The organism is Streptomyces lunalinharesii, assembly GCF_039532155.1.
Lineage (GTDB): Bacteria > Actinomycetota > Actinomycetes > Streptomycetales > Streptomycetaceae > Streptomyces > Streptomyces lunalinharesii.
This window is the reverse complement of sequence record NZ_BAAARK010000001.1, coordinates 819,924-837,226: the sequence shown is the minus strand read 5'-3', so window position 1 is coordinate 837,226 and position 17,303 is coordinate 819,924. Positions and strand designations below refer to the sequence as shown.

Sequence of the window (17,303 nt, the reverse complement as noted above, 5' to 3'; positions counted from 1 at the left end):
GCCGCCCCGGTCACCCCGGGCGGCGCGCCGGCCGCGGCGCGGCGCGCGTCGACCGGATGCCTCCGTGCTCCCTCGTGCGCGTGGTTCCCCGGCGTGTTGCTTGTCCGGTCGGGGCGCGGTCGGGACGGTATGACCGTGCGCACCCCTCCTCTCCTCGTCCTGACGGCCGCGGTGTTGGCCACGGTCACCGGCTGCATGTCCGTCCCGGCGTCCCGCCCGGCGCCGTCCGGGCCCCGCCCGGCGCCGTCCGTGCCCGAACGCCCCGCGACCCGGGCGCCGTCCGAAGGGACCGCGCACGAACAGGTGGTGACCGCACCGCGGCCACCGGAGCCGCCCGAGGACGCCGCGGTCGCGGAAGCGGACGGGGCCGCGCCGGACGCCCCGGCCCCGCACCGCGGGCAGCACCCCGCCGCACCGCCTCCGCCGCACGCCCGGCCGCCCCACCACCACGAACGACCGCGCCCCGCGCACGCCGCACCGCCCCCGCACCACCCCGCCGTCCGCGCCCCGGCCGCGCACCGCAGCGTGGACCCGCGGGTGATCTGCCGGATGGCCGCCGGCAAGGTGCGGCCCGATCTGTTGACGCTCTGTCAGGGAACCTTCGGGCAGTGACGCACCGCGGCGCCTGCCGCACGACACGAGAAAGGGCCCCCGCTCATGGAGCGAGGGCCCTTCGTATGGAGCGCCCGGCAGGCCTTGCACCTACATTTCCCATCGGATGATGGGCGTCTTTCCTTGGACCACAGACGCGTGACTCCCGCCCGCGGGCCGGAGTTACGTGATGATCATACAGCTTCGGCGAGCGGTCGCGTGCCCGTCGTCCGGGGCGCCCGGCGCCGCGCGGCGCCGGGCGCTCAGCCCTTGGGCGCCACGTCCTCGTAACGTCCGCCCACCGCAGGGGAGTTGAGCCAGGCGGTGGCCGGCCCCTTGATGCCGTCGGAGCGGTAGACCCCCCACTTGTCGGTGACCCAGGAGGCGCGCAGGGTCGCCGCGGGGAACTGCTCGGAGCCGCCGGGCAACTGCTGGGCCGCGCCGTCGTGCCAGAGCCGCACCCAGCCGCGCGCCGGGTCCTTCGAGACCTTGATGCCGACGACGAAGTCGTGCCAGGTGTTCAGGGCGATCGGCGCGTGCCAGAGCCGGGTGGTCTTCAACTGCGGGTCGCAGTACTCCAGGTCGACGGTGCCGTCGCCCCGGGCGCGCAGCGACAGCGGCGGGGTGGCGGCGCCCGGACCGTAGTCCTTGAGCTGCCACAGGACCACCCAGTCGCCCTTCTTCGTCGGCAGCGGACCCCACATCGAGCGCCAGCCGACGTAGACGACGTCGCCTTCGCGGGAGAAGCGGAGCGGGCCCTTGTCGGTGCGGTGGCCGCGGGTCTCCACCCGCACCCGGGTGGGGCCGTCGAGCTTGTCGCCGGAGGTGTGCAGCGCGAAGGACTTCCCGTGCCGTCCGGTCGGGTCGTCGACGACCCGCACCGTGCCCGGTTTGGTCTCGGTGCCCTCGAAGTCGGCGGTGCCCCGGGCCGGGTCGGCGCGCCACTGCGCGGCCGCGCGGGCGGCGGCCGGGTGCGCGCCGCCGGGCCGGGCCGCGGACGGGGCCGGCTGGGCGGCCGCGGAACAGGCGCCGGTCAGCGCGATTCCGGCGAGGAGGACAACTCCCCGACGGAGGTGGGGGGTTAGGGGTCGGTCCATGGGGGACTCCCGACGTGGGGGATGGGGACGGGAGTTGAAAGTTAGGTTTGTTGCCAGTTGCCGTCAAGGGGGTGGTCGGGCCGCCGACGTCCGGTGCACCGCGGGAGACCGGACGCTACTTCCGGGCGGCGGCCGCCCGCACCGCGTCGGCCACCTCGGTGAAGAAGCGGGTGTGGGCGAGCCGGCTGACCGGGGCCTCGGGGTTCCACGGCAACAGCTGGACGCGGGACTCGATCGCCCGCCAGTGCTCGTCCGTCCGCAGCGCCTCGATCCGGGCGGCGTTGGCCCGGACGTCGATCAGGACCACGTCCGGGGCGAGCGCGGCGGCCTCCGCCCAGCCCACCGTCGACCAGTTGGTCCCGGCCCCGGCCACCGGCTCCGGCAACTCCACGCCGTGCTCGGCCAGGGCCCGCAGGTCCGGCCAGGTGCCCGGTCGGGCCAGGTGCACCCTGTCCGGCCCGGCGGGGGAGAGCGCCACCACCCGCGGCCGCACCGGACCGCCGCCGGCCCGTCGCAGCTCGTCCTCGGCGTCGTCCAACTCCTTGGCCAGCGTGCGCGGTTCGCCGTGCCCCAGGGAGCCGGCCAGCGCCGCGAAGCGCTCCCGCACCTCGGGCAGGCTGCGCCCCGGGCCCACCGCGACGGTGGCCACCGGGACCTGTTCCTCCACCTCCTGCGCGACCTTCGCCTCCAGGCCGTACACCTGCTCCCCGTCGTAGGTCACCGCCACCACGAGGTCCGGGCGGGCCGCCAGCACGGCGTCCGGGTGCAGTGCGCTGCCCGAGCCGAGGTACGGGATCTCGGTCAACGGCAGCTCACCGGCCTTGGCCGGGTCGGCCGCCACCCCGTCGTGCTGGGACCCGAACAGGCCCGCGGGGCGGATGCCGTGGTCCCACAGCGTGGCCCCCGCCTGTATGTACGCCACGATCCGTTCCGGCCGGCTTCCGGCCACCACCAGGCGGCCGCGGTCGTCGGAGAACTCCCACGGCGTGCTCTGCTCCATGGCGCATCGCCTTTCTGGCGTCATCTGTCTGTCTTGTGACGCTCTCAGTGCCGATTGTGAAGGTGTGGTTCCGTCATCACTTTCGAAGTTGTGGGTCCGGAGACTGTTACCTGCCCATCCGGTCGCCCCCGCACCCCTCCCGACACCGCCCCCGGGGCCCCTCCCGCACCGCCCGTTCAACCACCCGACTGACCACCGCCGCGACACCCGACCGGTGGCCGATCTCCCGTCACGGTATTGCCACGGTGGGTGACATGCTTCTACGGTGTCTCCTTCCCGTCCGGAATCTACGGGTGTAGACCAGCTTGTGACGTCGCGTCAGGTAGGGAGCTGAGATGAGCCGTACGGTCGTCCGGGGCGGACTGGTCATCACCGCCGCCGAGGAGATGCACGCCGACGTCCTGATCGAGGACGGCCGCGTCGCCGCCCTCGCCGCCCACGACAGCGCGACCGCCGACGGCTGGACCGCCGGCGCCGACCGGGTCCTGGACGCCACCGGCACCTACGTCATCCCGGGCGGCGTCGACGCCCACACCCACCTGGACTTCCCGTTCGGCGGCACCGCCTCCTCCGACACCTTCGAGACCGGCACCCGCGCCGCGGCCTGGGGCGGCACCACCACCCTCGTCGACTTCGCCGTCCAGAGCCGCGGCCAGGCACTCCGCGCCGGCCTGGACCTGTGGCACGCCAAGTCCGACGCCCAGTGCGCCGTCGACTACGCCTTCCACATGATCCTCTCCGACGTCAACGAGCACTCGCTCAAGGAGATGGACCTGCTGGTCGCCGAGGGCGTCACCTCCTTCAAGCTGTTCACCGCCTACCCCGGCGTCTTCTACAGCGACGACGGCCAGATCCTGCGCGCCATGCAGCGCGCCGCCGGCAACGGCGGACTGGTGATGATGCACGCCGAGAACGGCCCCGCCATCGACGTCCTCGTCGAGCAGGCCCTCGCCGCCGGCCACACCGACCCCCGCTACCACGGCGAGGTCCGCCACGTGCTGCTGGAGGCCGAGGCCACCCACCGCACCATCCAGCTCGCCCGGGTCGCCGGCGCCCCCCTCTACGTCGTCCACGTCTCCGCCGAGCAGGCCGCCGACGAGATCGCCCGGGCCCGCCACGCCGGACTCAACGTCTTCGGCGAGACCTGCCCGCAGTACCTCTTCCTGTCCACCGACAACCTCGCCGAGCCGGACTTCGAAGGCGCCAAGTACGTCTGCTCCACGCCGCTGCGGCCCCGCGAGCACCAGGCGGCGCTCTGGCGGGCGCTGCGCACCAACGACCTCCAGGTGGTCTCCACCGACCACTGCCCGTTCTGCTTCCGCGGCCAGAAGGAACTGGGCCGCGACGACTTCTCCAAGATCCCCAACGGCATGCCGGGCATCGAGAACCGCATGGACCTGCTCCACCAGGCGGTCGTGGAGGGCCGCATCAGCCGCCGCCGCTGGATCGAGATCGCCTGCGCGACCCCGGCCCGGATGTTCGGCCTCTACCCGAAGAAGGGCACCATCGCGCCGGGCTCCGACGCCGACATCGTGCTCTACGACCCGCACGCCGAACAGACCGTCTCCGCACGGACCCACCACATGAACGTCGACTACTCGGCCTACGAGGGCAAGCGCCTCACCGGACAGGTCGTCACCGTGCTGTCCCGCGGTGAACCCGTCATCGACGGCCGGGAGTTCACCGGCCGCGCCGGACACGGCCAGTACATCCCGCGCGGCACCTGCCAGTACCTCATGTGAGCACCCCGCGCCCATCCCACCCGGCCGGCACCGGACCGGCCCGCACCCCAAGGAGCGCCGCAGTGGACTTCGGAGTCGTCCTCCAGCCCGATCCGCCCGCCTCCGCCGTCGTGGAGCTGATGCGCCGCGCCGAGCGCAACGGCTTCCGCTACGGCTGGACCTTCGACTCGGCCGTCCTGTGGCAGGAGCCGTTCGTCATCCACAGCCGCATCCTGGAACACACCGAGCACCTGATCGTCGGCCCGATGGTCACCAACCCCTCCACCCGCACCCCCGAGGTCACCGCCTCCACCTTCGCCACCCTCAACGACATGTACGGCAACCGCACCGTCTGCGGCATCGGACGCGGCGACTCCGCGATGCGGGTGGCCGGCCGGCCACCCAACACCCTGGCGCGGCTGGGCGAGGCGATCGGCCAGATCCGCGACCTGGCCGAGGGACGCGAGACCGACATCGGCGGCCACCGCATCCGCATCCCCTGGGTCACCGACGGCCACCTGCCGGTGTGGATGGCCGCCTACGGCCCCAAGGCACTGGCCATGGCCGGCCGGCTGGCCGACGGCTTCATCCTCCAACTCGCCGACCCCTTCCTCACCGAGTGGATGGTCAAGGCCGTCCGCCGGGCCGCCGCGGACGCCGGCCGCGACCCGGCCGCGATCACCATCTGCGTCGCCGCCCCCGCCTACGTCGGCGACGACCTCGACCACGCCCGCGAACAGTGCCGCTGGTTCGGCGGCATGGTCGGCAACCACGTCGCCGACCTCGTCGCCCGCTACGGCGAACACTCCGGCCTCGTCCCCGACGCACTCACCGACTACATCAGGTCCCGCGAGGGCTACGACTACTCCCACCACGGCCGCACCGGAAACCCCGACACCGCCTTCGTCCCGGACGGAATCGTCGACCGCTTCTGCCTGCTCGGCCCCGCCGAGGCCCACCGCGAGAAACTGCGCGCCCTACGCGACCTGGGCGTCGACCAGTTCGCGCTCTACGCCATGCACGACGCCAAGGAAGCCACCCTCGACGCCTATGGGGCGGAGGTCATTCCGGCCCTCCGCTGAGGCCGCAGCACCCGGCCGACCGGTCCACAGGCGCGACCCCGAGCAGGACAGTCACCCTGTTTCGGGGTCAGCCGCATGCCCGACGCAGGATCACGGGCTCTGTGCCCGCACGTGCCGCGACAGCGCAAGGTGACCCAGTCGTACGGCGGCGAGCGTCACCGGCCCGCAGCAGCCTAGGGCAGGGCCACACCGTGCGATCCGAAAGCCAACGACGTGCCGAAAACCAACGACGTGGAGGCCCCGCAGGTCCTGGAGCGCGGGCCGGCACCCCGTTCGTGTTCGAGCGTGTGTGACGAGAGGGGTTTCAGTGCGCCGTCCGGCCGTTGCCTCTGAAGTCGGCCAGCACACGTCTGCTGGCAGTCGTGAACGGATGATCGGGGCCCAAACTGTTGGCTCTCTTTTGCACGACCTCATCCATAAGGTCCACCGCTGCCTCGACATCGCCAAGGTGGTATTGGATGCGGGCGTGCAGCTGTTGGGCGGAGAGCGCAATAGGGTAATCGGGCCCGAAGCGGCGCTCGTACATCTCCGAGACGAGTTGAATTTCTTCCTCTGCCTCGCGGAGCCGATGAAGTACGTAGAGCGCCCATGCGTGATTGTGCCGTGCACCCAAGGTGACCGTGTGATCCGGGCCGAGGTGGTGCTCGCAGTCCGTAGGCAAGGAAAGCAACGAGACGTTTTCCGGCATTTCGAGTTCGGACTTCGACAACATCGTCAGCAAGCTGGCCTGGGAGCGCAGCGTCAGCGGATGCGCGGGGCCGAGAGATGCCAGCCGGCCGGTGATCGTGGCCCGGAGCAGCGAAAGGGCCTCCGGTCTTTGGCCGAGATTCCCCAGGACCAGCTGGAGCCCGTGGCTGCTCTCCAGAGTGTCCGGGTCAGCAGCCCCGAACAACCGCTCCTGGGTGCCTCTCACCTGACGTAGCACCCGCTCGGCCTCGGCGTACCTGCCCAAACGGAAGAGCGCCCGACCGGCCCTCGAATGCGCGGCCAACACCAGGCGGTGCTCGGCGCCCAGGGTTTCCCGGGACAGCCGCACTGCGCCCTCAGCGGTCTCCCAGGCGGAGAGGTAGTCGCCCGTGCGGTGCAGGGCGGTGGCCAACCGGGTAGCAGTGGCGACCAGTTCAGCCATCGTTGGGGGAGCCGCGCCGTGCCGCAACAGGGCGATGGCGTGGGGACTGAGAAGACGTAACTGCGGGTCCTCCGGGCCGGCGTCCGGCTGCTCCGGAACGGCGGCGTCCAGCAACTTGCTCGCTGTCGTGCTGAGCACCGTGAGTGTTTCCGGCGGCGTGGCGGAGGCAACGCTGTCGAGCAGAACCCCGTGGGTCTGAACACACCGTACGCCGACGTCGATCAGCTCGGTGAGCGATTGATCGAGCAACGCTCGGAGCGCCGATTCCGTACGCGCACGGGGAAACGCGCGGCCAACCTCCGGGTGGTTCAGGAGAGATATCGGCAACGGCTCCGGTGCGAAACGCGCGAGCAAGCGAAGAAGCGTCACCGCTTCAGGCAACCCACGCGCCTCGAAGGTATCGAGTGTGAGGTGCCAGGTGCGCGCCACCAGGTGGCGCGGGTCGTCATCAGACAAGATGTCAGCTCCTTGGTCTATCAGCTCGACGCCTTCTCCTTCCTCGAGGTGGCGCCGGTAGGCATCCATCGTCCAGGGGTCGAGCACTTGGTGGGAGAGGAAGCCGCCCGCCAGCGTCAGTGCGAGGGGCAGGCGGCCCAACTTGTCCGCAATCTCAGCAGCTTGCTTCACCGTGCCGCTCTGTGGTGCCAGGTCGCACAGCACCCTTGCGGCGTCGTCCCGAGGCAGCACCCCGATGTGCTGCAACTCTGCTCCAGGCCACCAACGAGGCGCCGCTCGACGGGTCGTGACCACGACGATGCCGTTGGGGCTGGTGCGCAGCCAGCTCCCGTCCCGCAGGATCTCCGGGTCGTCCGCATTGTCCAGTACCAGTAACCACGGCTCGGTGGAACGGCGGAGGCGTTCCCACACCAGGTCGGCTCCGGGCCGCAAGCCGTTCCTGGCCGCCAGGAGTTCGCCGTCCGTAGCCCCGCGGTCAGCGGCCACCGCGAGCATTCCGGAGCGCAGGCTGGCCCGGTCGGAGGCGTTGACCCAGAGGCCGACACGGCTGTCGCCCTCCGTGGCGAATTGGAAGAAGGCGTAGGCGACGGCGGTTTTGCCGCAGCCCCCCATGCCGTGCAGCACGAAGGCCCGGCCACCACCTCCCGCGGCGGTACTCGAACGCAGGCGTGCCAGCACTTCGGCGCGGTCCCGCAGGACCACGGGTGCCCGACCGACTGCCGGGCGCCGCACGGAGTCGGGGCCGGCGAGGCCCGGTTCCTCGCTGCCGTGGTAGTGGTACTCGCTGATGTGCTGGTCATGGGATGACTGGTAGACGCGGCCGCCGTCCTCGGCGTGGCCGTCCATCGCTCCCTTCATCGCTCATTGATGTGCATGTCGCGGCCGGCTTGGTAGATGCGAGCGCGTCCGGACGCGGTGCCGTGCTGAGTTACGGACGGGGCGCTCGCGTCGGCATGGGGGCTGAACTCGCTGAGCAACGTGCGCAGATCCTCGATGGCTTCCGGATCGGACAGCAACAGTCGGCGGAGATATCCCACCCACTGCATGCGTAGTTCGCCCAGCATCTCTTGGTCGTCCGCCGAGTGGGCGCGCAGCACTTCCTCCTGGCTCACGTCCAGGGCGCGGGAAATGTCTTGGGCTCTTTCCGGCTGCCAGCGCTGCCACATCCGTGTGAAACTATCGCGAGCGTGTTGCCAGGCCTCGGTTGTCATCAGAGTGACAAGGGTGGTTCCAGCGGCTTGTGCGAAGGACGTTAATTCTGCATCCATGGTTCCCCCATTTGGATGATTGGCAGTCTAAAACTCTTACCATAAGGCCACAAATCGGCCCATCGGTGCCCATGGGCGGGTTGCGTTCCTTCCTTGCGGTCAGCATGGTGGCATCGGCAATCCGAACCAGCAAGTGCCTTCAGGGATGCATGACGGAGGCATATGTCGTTGTCGATTTTCCCCGGATGGCTTAGTGGTTGCCCTAGTCGCAGAACGCGTCGGGCGTTACCCTCGGAACGTTCTATCTCATCTCTGGGAGGGGTGTTATGGCCAGGCCGTGGGAAGCTGACCCCATGACGACGTTCAAGCGGCGGCTGGGTAAGTCGCCGCAAGAATTAGGTACCACGACCGATAATCCCGACTGCCCGGACATCTGGGAACTTGAGAACGGAGACGTCGCCATTATCGGCCGAGATCTGACGGATTCGCTGGGGGAAGTGCTGCCGGCGGGTGTTTCGATCGGGAGCGACGAACGTCTCGTGGTCATTCCGAGGAGCATGATGGTCGCAGCGAAGCCGGACATTCCCAGTGTTTGAGTCGTTCCGGCGCAGCGCCTCACAGCATCTGGACCGTCCCAGCTATCACGAGGACTTTCGTCGCCATTATGGGAGCGGAATCAGCTCCTTGCGCAAGCTTGAACGTGGCCAGAACTTCAAAGAGCGAGGCTTTCCCAGTTGGGAGGCCTTTGTGGCTGGTGAATGGCCGAGGGCGATCTCTCTGGTCGAGGAGAAGCGAGAGATCTACTCCGGGCAGTTTCGGAAGGCTGCCGAATTGGGGATTCTGGAACGCCGGATTCGCGTCGTCGAATTCCCCGTCACCCCGTACGTGCAGTGGGAGCTCTTCGTGCTTCGCCTGCGCGTAGAACTGGGCGACAATATCAGAGTCATGGACTCTCGTGACATCTCGGAAATTGAAGCGGAGGGCCTGGTCCCCGAAGTCGTGATCCTGGGCGATGAGGTCATGTACGAGGTGACCTATGACGATGACGGGAACGCTGCGGGAGCAAACCGCATCGCGGATCGAGCGGCAATCGAAGACACCTCCGCCAGTTTCGACGTGCTGTACCAGCGCAGTGAGCCGTTCGGTGAATTCTTCGCTCGTGAAATTGCGCCACTTGACCCTCCGGTGGTCAATGGTCAAGTGGCCGCTCGCTGAGTAGCGGATCGAAATCCTCCGCTGTTTTCGGGAGCACCTTCTCGTTCAGGACGGGCCGCCCATGAGGTGGTCGAGCCGCCCGCCACGCAGGAGAGTGCCTGCCGGTGGGCGGCGGCACGACCGACCGCGCGGGACGCCACGACGGTCACCGCACGCCCCCGGCCGGCGGGCGTCTGCTGACTCCGGCTACGGCACCCGTGTCAGCCACTCCGGGGAGCTGAACTTGCCGGCGGCCAGTTCCTCCGCCCGGGCCAGTTCGCGGGGCGAGACCGAACCCATCGAACCGCCGTACCGGGTCCGGAACGAGGCGATCATCCGGGCGATGACCTCCGCCCGCGGCAGGCCCGTCTGGCGGCGCAGGGGATCCACCCGCTTCTTCGCGCTGGTGGTGCCCTTGTCCGAGAGCTTCTCCTTGCCGATGCGCAGTACCTGGACCATCTTCTCGGCGTCGATGTCGTAGGACATCGTCACGTGGTGCAGCACCGCGCCGTCGCCCGCCGCCATGCGCTTCTGCGCCGCGCCGGCGATCTTCCCGGCCTCGGTGGCGATGTCGTTCAGCGGCTTGTACCACGCTGTGATGCCCATGTCGCCGAGGGCGCCCAGCACCCAGTCGTCCAGATAGGCGTAGCTCTCCGCGAAACTCAGCCCCTGGACCAGGGAGTTGGGGACGCAGAGGGAGTAGGTGATGGTGTTGCCCGGCTCCACGAACATCGCGCCGCCGCCCGAGATCCGCCGGACCACCGTCACGCCGTGCCGTGCGGCGCCCTCCGGATCGACCTCGTTCGCCAGCGACTGGAAGCTCCCGATGATCACCGCCGGGCGGTCCCACTCCCACACCCGCAGCGTCGGCGGTCGCCGCCCCGCCGCGACCTCGGCCGTCAGCACCTCGTCCAACGCCATGTGCAGGGCCGGCGACTGCGGCCCCTCGTGGATGATCTGCCAGTCGAAGTCGGTCCACTCCCGGGCGTCGGCCACCGCCCGGCGCACCGCGACGCCCACCGCTTCGCTGCTGAACCCGAACAGCACCGCCCCGGCGGGCAGCGCCGCGTCGATCCGGGCGGCCAGCCCCCGCGCGTCGGTGTCGGCCGGCGCGCCCTCCAGGGCGCCGTTGATGGCGTCGAGTGCCTCGTCCGGCTCCAGGAAGAAGTCCCCGGCCACCCGGACGCCGCGCAGCGCCCCGTCCACCACCTCCAGGTCGACGACCACCAACTTGCCGCCCGGCACCTTGTACTCACCGTGGTGCTTGCCCTGCACGGCCCTACCGTCCTTCCCGCTCCCGCTGCCGTTCCCCCGCACGGCGCGCGGCCGGCAGCGGCGTCAACCGTAACGCGGGCCGCAGCATTCCCGGCGAAAGGGACCGATCCGGGCGCGATCCGGCATCTTTCGGGGCGTCCGGGGCCGCGCCGGCCACGAGCGTTGCCGCGTCGACGTCAGGCGAGCGCGGCCAACAACCGGGGCAACGCCGTACCGATCGGCTCGCGCACCAACTCGGCGGCGAGCGCGTCGTACGGCGTCGGCTCCGCATTGACGATCACCAGGCGCGCGCCGTGCTCCACCGCCACCCCGGCGAGCGAGGCGGCCGGCTGCACCTGGAGCGTGGTGCCCACCGCGAAGAACACCTCGGCGGCCTTCGCCACGCCCAACGCCGCGCCGAGCACCTGCGGGTCCAGCCGCTCCCCGAACATCACCGTCGCCGACTTCAGGATCCCGCCGCAGACCAGGCACGCCGGATCGGGCTCACCGGCCGCCACCCGCTCCAGCGCCCGCGCCATCGACGACCGGGCGTGGCAGCGGGTGCACGCCACCTCCCGGGCGGTGCCGTGCAGTTCGAGCACCTTGCGGGCCGGCAACCCGGCGAGCTGGTGCAGCCCGTCCACGTTCTGGGTGATCACCCGCACCGGCGTCCCGGACCGCTCCAGCCGGGCCACCGCCTCGTGTGCGGCGTTCGGCCGGGCGCGGAACGCCGGGCTCTCCTGCCGCATCCGCCACGACCGCCGGCGGATCTCCGGATCCGCCATGTACGTGTCGTAGGTGACCAGCTTCTCGGCCTCCGGGTCGCGCCGCCACAGCCCGTTCGGCCCGCGGTAGTCGGGGATCCCGGAGTCGGTGGAGATCCCGGCGCCACTCAGGATCGCCACCAGCGGGCGGCGCGCGGGCCCGTCGTCGGTGCTGCTCATGGGGCGAGCGTACGGAACGGGGCCAGGGGCGGCGACCGGATTCGCCGGCCGCTGCGGCCGGCGGCGCCTCAGCGGGTGACGTCCGGGCGTCAGCCCGGGGCGTGCCGGCGGGCCACCGCCTCCCAGGCCGGGGCGCCACCGGGCAGCGGCCAGCCGCGGGTCAGGCCGAAACCGTCGGACAGCGCGCGCAGTTCGGCGCCGAGCCGCCGCCCCGCCACGGTGATCCGCGTCGCGGCGAGGGGATCGCCGGCCGCCCGCGCCCGCTCCAGGTGGGCCGCGCGCTCCTCGTAGGCGCGCAGCACCGGCGCGTGACCAGGGGCGCCCGGCCCGTCCACCGGCGCCCGGCCCAGCCTCAGCACCTCGGGGCGACCGCCCTCGGCGAGCGCCGCCGCCAGCCGGTCGTGCCCGTCGAGCACCACGAAGGCGTTCAGACCGCTGACCGCCCACAGCAGCACCGGCGGCAGCACCCCCTCGCGGAACTGACGCCGGCAGGCCTTCACCCGCGCCGCGTCCGGCGCGGCCAGCGCACGCAACGGCAGCACGTCGCGCCGGTCCGCCACCGGATCGCCGTAGCCGAACCAGGTGAGGTGGCCCCGGTCCGGGTCGTGCGCCGCCAGCGTTGCCCAGGAGGCGTCCACCGCCCGCGTCCCCATACCGGGCAGTAGCCGCCAGTCACCCGCGTGCAGCGGCCCGTTGGGGCCCGCCGCCCGTAGCGCCGCGGCGAAACGGTGCGCCCAACGGGCCGTCCAGGCGTCCGCGTCGTCCCCGGCGGCGGCCCGTAGTGGCGGCAGCGGGGAGACGTACCGGCCGGTCCGGGCGTAGTGCACCCCGCGGTGCGTCACCCGCTGGCGCGCGAGCAGCACCGTCCGCCCGCCCTGCCGCAGCACCAGCCGCCGGCCCTCGGCGGTCTCCCAGCCCAGCGCCGGCCGGGCCGGTCCGTCCGCGACCAGCGCCAGCCCGTCCCAACGGACCCCGCGGACGGCACGGGGGAGCGAGGTGAGATCCCGGAGCACGGGGGGAGGGTACGGGTGACCGCCCGGCCGCGACGATCCGCGTCGCCGCAACGACCCACGACGAGGAGCCCCCGTGTTCACCACCCGCCCCACGCTCCAAGGCACCTTCGGCATGGCCGCCACCACCCACTGGTTGGCGTCCCAGTCCGCGATGGCCGTCCTGGAGGACGGTGGCAACGCCTTCGACGCCGCCGTCGCCGCCGGATTCGTGCTGCACGTCGTCGAACCGCACCTCAACGGTCCGGCCGGCGAAGTGCCCGTCATCCTGGCCCCGGCGGGCGGACCGGTACGGGTGCTGTGCGGACAGGGCCCGGCCCCGGCCGGAGCCAACGTGGCGCACTACACCTCCCTCGGCCTCGACCTGGTGCCCGGCACCGGGCCGCTCGCCGCCGCCGTCCCCGGCGCCTTCGACGCCTGGATGCTGCTGCTGCGCGACCACGGCACCAAGTCCCTGGCCGACGTGCTCCGTTACGCCATCGGGTACGCCGAACACGGCCACCCCGCCGTCGAACGCGTCGGGGAGACCGTCCAGACCGTCCGCACGCTCTTCGCGACCGAGTGGACCTCCTCCGCCGAGCTCTACCTGCCCGGCGGCCGCGCCGTCCGCCCGGGCGAACTCCTCACCAACCGGCCGCTGGCCGCCACCTGGCGCCGCCTCCTCACCGAGGCCGGCGCCGCCGCCACCGACCGCGCCGCCCAGATCGACGCCGCCCGCCGCATCTGGCGCGAGGGCTTCATCGGCGAGGCGCTCGCCGGCTTCGCCGCCCGGCCCACCATGGACACCTCCGGCGAACGGCACGCCGGCACCCTCACCGGCGACGACCTGGCCGCCTACCGCGCCACCTACGAGGACCCGGTGACCTACGACTGGCAGGGGTGGACCGTCGCCAAGGCCGGCGGCTGGACGCAGGGGCCGGTCCTCCTCCAGCAACTCGCCCTGCTGCCCGAGGAGTTGCCCGCACACGGCAGTCCCGAGTACGTCCACCTGCTCGTCGAGGGCAGCAAGCTCGCGATGGCCGACCGCGAGGCGTGGTACGGCGACGCCGCCGACGTCCCGCTCGCCACCCTGCTCGGGGACGACTACAACGCCGCCCGGCGGGCCCTGATCGGCGACCGCGCCTGCGCCGCGCTGCGGCCCGGCAGCCCCGACGGCCGCACCCCGCGGCTGAGCAAGCACGCCCTGGCGGTGGCCACCGGCACCGCTGGCTTCGATCCGCTCGGCGTGTCGGCGAGCGGCGCCGGGGAGCCGACCGTGGCCCGTGGCACGGGCGCCCCGCCGGCCGTCGCCCCCGAGGTCGACCGCGACGGCACCACCCGCGGCGACACCTGCCACATCGACATCGTCGACCGCTGGGGCAACTTCGTCTCCGCCACCCCCTCCGGCGGGTGGCTGCAATCCAACCCGGTCGTCCCCGGCCTCGGTTTCCCGCTCGGCACCCGCCTGCAAATGGCCTGGCTGGAGGAGGGCCTGCCCAACACCCTCACCCCCGGGCGCCGCCCCCGCACCACCCTCACCCCCTCCCTCGCCCTGCGCGACGGCGTCCCCGTCATGGCGTTCGGTACCCCGGGCGGCGACCAGCAGGACCAGTGGCAACTGCACTTCTTCCTCTCCGTCGCCCTGCGCCCGCAGGTCCGCGGCGGACTCGACCTCCAAGGCGCCATCGACGCCCCGAACTGGCACAACGACTCCTTCCCCGGCTCCTTCTTCCCGCGCGGCATGCGCCCCGGCAGCGTCACCGTCGAATCCCGGATCGGCGACCCGGTCATCGCCGGACTGCGCCGGCGCGGCCACGACGTCACGGTGGGCCCCGCCTGGTCGGAGGGGCGGCTGAGCGCGGTGGCCCGCGACCCCCGCACCGGAGTGCTGTCGGCCGCCGCCAATCCGCGCGGCATGCAGGGGTACGCCGTCGGCCGCTGACCCCTCTCAGCCCGGCCCCACGCCCCGGCGCGACCACCGAAATGGGGCCTGACCTGGAACGACGTCGGCGGGGCGGGTACGGACGGGGCCCTCGGCGGGGCTCCGGCCGCACCCGCCCGTGGCCCGGAGGGCACCGGGAGTTCACCCGGCGTCCGGCTGGAGTGTCAGTGGCTCGTGGTTCGATGGACGCATGATCGAAGCACTGCACACCCGCCATCAGGGAGACACCACGGGCCTCACCGACGTCGTCACCCCCCTCCCCACCGCCGCCACGCCCGGCGCCACCGAGCCCGCCGCGTCCGACCCCACCGGCCTCGACCTCTCCGGCCTGGACCTGGCCGCCGTCGAGACCGCCGTCCGACAGGCCGCGGCCGACGAGATCACGCCCCGCTTCCGGCAGCTCGCCGCCGAGGACATCGTCGAGAAGAACGGCCCGCACGACCTCGTCACCATCGCCGACCGACGCGCAGAGGAACACCTCACCGCCGCCCTCACCGCCCTGCTGCCCGGCTCCCGGGTGGTCGGCGAGGAAGCCGTGCACGCCGACCCCACGGTCCTCGACGCGCTCCACGGCGACGCCCCCGTCTGGATCGTCGACCCGGTCGACGGCACCCGCCAGTTCGTCCACGGCGACCCCGGCTTCGCGACCCTGGTCGCCCTCGCCCACCACGGCGAGGTCCTCGCCTCCTGGACGTACGCCCCGGCCCTCGACCAGATGGCGATCGCCCGCCGCGGCGCCGGCGCCTGGCTCAACGGCGAGCGGCTGCACGCCGGCCACCCCGCCCCGGGCGCCACCCTCGAAGTCGCCACCTCCCACCCCGACTTCACCACCGACGACCAGAAGCGCGTGCTCGCCGGCCTCGACGTCCCCGGCGTCGCCCCCCGCCCCTGCGGCTCCGCGGGCCTGGAGTACCTCCACATAGCCCTCGGCCGGCTCGACGCCACCGCCTTCAGCTGGCAGAACTCCTGGGACCACGCCGCCGGACTCCTCCTCGTCCACGAAGCGGGCGGCGCCAGCGGCACGGTGGCCGGTCAGCCCTTCCGCATCGAAGGCGGCAACGCCCTGCCCTTCACCGCGGCCCGGGACGCCGAAACGGCCCGGCGTATCCTCGGACTGCTGGCTGCCGCCAACTGACCCTCACCGACGAGGGTCGGACACGAGGGGAGTGGCGCAGGTGCCGACGATGCTCGATGCCGTCGTGATCGGAGCGGGGCCCAACGGCCTGACGGCGGCGGTCGAACTCGCCCGCCGCGGCATGTCCGTAGCGGTCTTCGAAGCCCGCGACACCATCGGCGGCGGAGCCCGCACCGAGGAACTGACCCTCCCGGGCTTCCGCCACGACCCCTGCTCCGCGGTGCACCCACTGGGCGTGGGCTCACCCGCCTTCCGCGCCATGCCCCTGGAGCGGTACGGCCTGCAATGGCTCCACCCCGACCTGCCCATGGCGCACCCCTTCCCCGACGGCACCGCCGCCGTCCTCGCGCACTCCGTCGGCGAGACGGCCATGTCCTTCGGCCCCCGCGACGCCGGCACCTACCGCCGGCTCATCGCCCCCTTCACCGGCAAGTGGGACGCCATGGCCCACGACTTCCTCCGCACCCAGTGGCTGGGCCTGCCCCAGGACCCCGTCACCTACGCCCGCTTCGGCCTGGTCGCCATGCAGCCGGTCACCCTCCTCAACCGCCGCTTCCAGGACGAGAAGGCCCGCGCCCTGCTGGCCGGCCTCGCCGCCCACGCCATCGCCCCGCTCCGCGGCTTCGGCACCAGCGGCCTGGCCCTGATGTTCGCCCTGGCCGCCCACGCCAACGGCTGGCCGGTGCCCCGCGGCGGCTCCCAGGCCATCTCCGACGCCCTCGCCGGACTGCTCCGCGCCCACGGCGGCGCCGTCCACACCGACTTCGAGGTCAAGCGCCTGGACGACCTCCCGCCGGCCCGCGCCTACGTCTTCGACACCTCCCCGACCGCCCTCGCCCGGATCGCCGGCCTCGGCAACGCCTACCGCGACGTCACCTACGGCCCCGGCGTCTTCAAGATCGACTACGCGCTGTCCGGCCCCGCCCCCTGGACCGCCGAGGAAGCCCGCCGCGCCGGCACCGTCCACATCGGCCCCACCAGCGGCGAGATCTCCGCCGCCCTCAACGCCGCCAGCGACGGCCGCGACCCCTCCGTCCCCTTCCTCATCACCGCCCAACCCAGCCTCATCGACCCCACCCGCGCGCCCGACGGCCAGCACACCTTCTGGGCCTACGGCCACGTCCCGAACGGCTGGCAGGGCGACGCCACCGACGTCGTCGAGCGCCAGATCGAGCGTTTCGCCCCCGGCTTCCGCGACCTCGTCCTCGCCCGCGCCGTCGCCGGCCCGCCGCAACTCGCCGCCCGCAACGCCAACTACGTCGGCGGCGACACCGCCACCGGCTCCGCCGCCGGCCTCCGCCTCCTCATCCGCCCCAAGCTCACCCGCGTCCCCTACGAGACCGCCCACCCCGCCGTCTTCCTCTGCTCCCAGGCCACCCCACCCGGCCCCGGCGTCCACGGCATGTCCGGCCACTACGCCGCCAAGGCGGTCTGGCGCCGCCTCCGCAGCAGCCACCGCTAGGCCCGGAGGCCCACCGACCGCCCCACCCACCGGCCCTGCCCGCCGGCCCCGCCCTCCACCGACGCGCCTCCCGACGAACGGCGGACGGGGAACGGCCAC

The 17,303-nt window shown here is 72.3% G+C and carries 15 protein-coding genes; 8 read left to right on the top strand and 7 right to left on the bottom strand.

The window, feature by feature from the left end; translation table 11 throughout:
- Positions 1 to 135 precede the first annotated feature (135 nt).
- Positions 136 to 612: a hypothetical protein gene (locus tag ABD385_RS03800; RefSeq protein ID WP_344573436.1), complete on the top strand. Its 477-nt coding sequence runs from the start codon at positions 136 to 138 to the stop codon at positions 610 to 612.
- Positions 613 to 854: 242 nt separating this feature from the next.
- Here ABD385_RS03800 and ABD385_RS03795 read toward each other — a convergent pair whose 3' ends face one another.
- Positions 855 to 1,688 carry a heparin lyase I family protein gene (locus tag ABD385_RS03795; RefSeq protein WP_344573434.1) on the bottom strand — a complete coding sequence of 278 codons (834 nt, stop codon included), beginning with the start codon at positions 1,686 to 1,688 and terminating at the stop codon, positions 855 to 857.
- Between the two features lie 115 nt (positions 1,689 to 1,803).
- Positions 1,804 to 2,688 carry an ABC transporter substrate-binding protein gene (locus ABD385_RS03790; RefSeq protein ID WP_344573433.1) on the bottom strand — a complete coding sequence of 295 codons (885 nt, stop codon included), beginning with the start codon at positions 2,686 to 2,688 and terminating at the stop codon, positions 1,804 to 1,806.
- Between the two features lie 335 nt (positions 2,689 to 3,023).
- Between ABD385_RS03790 and hydA the strand changes: the two genes are divergently transcribed.
- Both hydA and ABD385_RS03780 read left to right on the top strand, forming a co-directional pair.
- Positions 3,024 to 4,430, top strand: a complete 1,407-nt coding sequence (gene hydA / locus ABD385_RS03785) for a dihydropyrimidinase (RefSeq protein WP_344573432.1) — start codon at positions 3,024 to 3,026, stop codon at positions 4,428 to 4,430.
- Positions 4,431 to 4,492: 62 nt separating this feature from the next.
- Positions 4,493 to 5,491, top strand: a complete 999-nt coding sequence (locus ABD385_RS03780) for a TIGR03842 family LLM class F420-dependent oxidoreductase (RefSeq protein ID WP_344573431.1) — start codon at positions 4,493 to 4,495, stop codon at positions 5,489 to 5,491.
- 304 nt (positions 5,492 to 5,795) lie between these two features.
- Here the strand turns inward: ABD385_RS03780 and ABD385_RS03775 are convergent, their stop codons facing one another.
- Positions 5,796 to 7,934: a tetratricopeptide repeat protein gene (locus ABD385_RS03775; protein WP_344573430.1), complete on the bottom strand. Its 2,139-nt coding sequence runs from the start codon at positions 7,932 to 7,934 to the stop codon at positions 5,796 to 5,798.
- On the bottom strand, positions 7,931 to 8,344 hold the full coding sequence (locus ABD385_RS03770; protein WP_344573429.1) for a hypothetical protein: 414 nt from the start codon (positions 8,342 to 8,344) through the stop codon (positions 7,931 to 7,933). The genes ABD385_RS03775 and ABD385_RS03770 overlap by 4 nt, the downstream gene beginning before the upstream one ends.
- 266 nt (positions 8,345 to 8,610) lie before the next feature.
- Here ABD385_RS03770 and ABD385_RS03765 point away from each other — a divergent pair, with 266 nt between their 5' ends.
- Both ABD385_RS03765 and ABD385_RS03760 read left to right on the top strand, forming a co-directional pair.
- Complete coding sequence (locus ABD385_RS03765; protein WP_344573428.1) at positions 8,611 to 8,880, top strand: hypothetical protein; 270 nt, start codon at positions 8,611 to 8,613, stop codon at positions 8,878 to 8,880.
- Positions 8,873 to 9,499: a DUF6879 family protein gene (locus ABD385_RS03760; RefSeq protein ID WP_344573427.1), complete on the top strand. Its 627-nt coding sequence runs from the start codon at positions 8,873 to 8,875 to the stop codon at positions 9,497 to 9,499. Before ABD385_RS03765 ends, ABD385_RS03760 begins: the two co-directional genes overlap by 8 nt.
- A 186-nt stretch (positions 9,500 to 9,685) precedes the next feature.
- Here ABD385_RS03760 and lplAB read toward each other — a convergent pair whose 3' ends face one another.
- The 3 genes from lplAB to ABD385_RS03745 form a co-directional block, all read right to left on the bottom strand.
- Entirely contained in the window at positions 9,686 to 10,753 is a 1,068-nt protein-coding gene (lplAB, locus tag ABD385_RS03755; RefSeq protein ID WP_344573426.1) for a lipoate-protein ligase LplAB, read from the bottom strand.
- 176 nt (positions 10,754 to 10,929) lie between these two features.
- Positions 10,930 to 11,676 (bottom strand): Sir2 family NAD-dependent protein deacetylase, encoded by a 747-nt coding sequence (locus ABD385_RS03750; RefSeq protein ID WP_344573425.1) that lies wholly within the window; start codon positions 11,674 to 11,676, stop codon positions 10,930 to 10,932.
- A gap of 89 nt (positions 11,677 to 11,765) precedes the next feature.
- A complete protein-coding gene (locus ABD385_RS03745; protein ID WP_344573424.1) occupies positions 11,766 to 12,689 on the bottom strand; it encodes a hypothetical protein in 924 nt (307 codons plus the stop codon).
- Between the two features lie 73 nt (positions 12,690 to 12,762).
- Between ABD385_RS03745 and ABD385_RS03740 the strand changes: the two genes are divergently transcribed.
- The 3 genes from ABD385_RS03740 (at position 12,763) to ABD385_RS03730 (ending at position 17,204) form a co-directional block, all read left to right on the top strand.
- The gene (locus tag ABD385_RS03740) at positions 12,763 to 14,607 is read left to right on the top strand and encodes a gamma-glutamyltransferase family protein (protein ID WP_344573423.1); all 1,845 of its coding nucleotides are present in this window, start codon (positions 12,763 to 12,765) and stop codon (positions 14,605 to 14,607) included.
- 190 nt (positions 14,608 to 14,797) lie between these two features.
- Entirely contained in the window at positions 14,798 to 15,742 is a 945-nt protein-coding gene (locus tag ABD385_RS03735; RefSeq protein WP_344573422.1) for an inositol monophosphatase family protein, read from the top strand.
- Positions 15,743 to 15,782: 40 nt separating this feature from the next.
- The gene (locus ABD385_RS03730; RefSeq protein WP_344573421.1) at positions 15,783 to 17,204 is read left to right on the top strand and encodes a phytoene desaturase family protein; all 1,422 of its coding nucleotides are present in this window, start codon (positions 15,783 to 15,785) and stop codon (positions 17,202 to 17,204) included.
- The last annotated feature ends 99 nt before the right edge of the window (positions 17,205 to 17,303 follow it).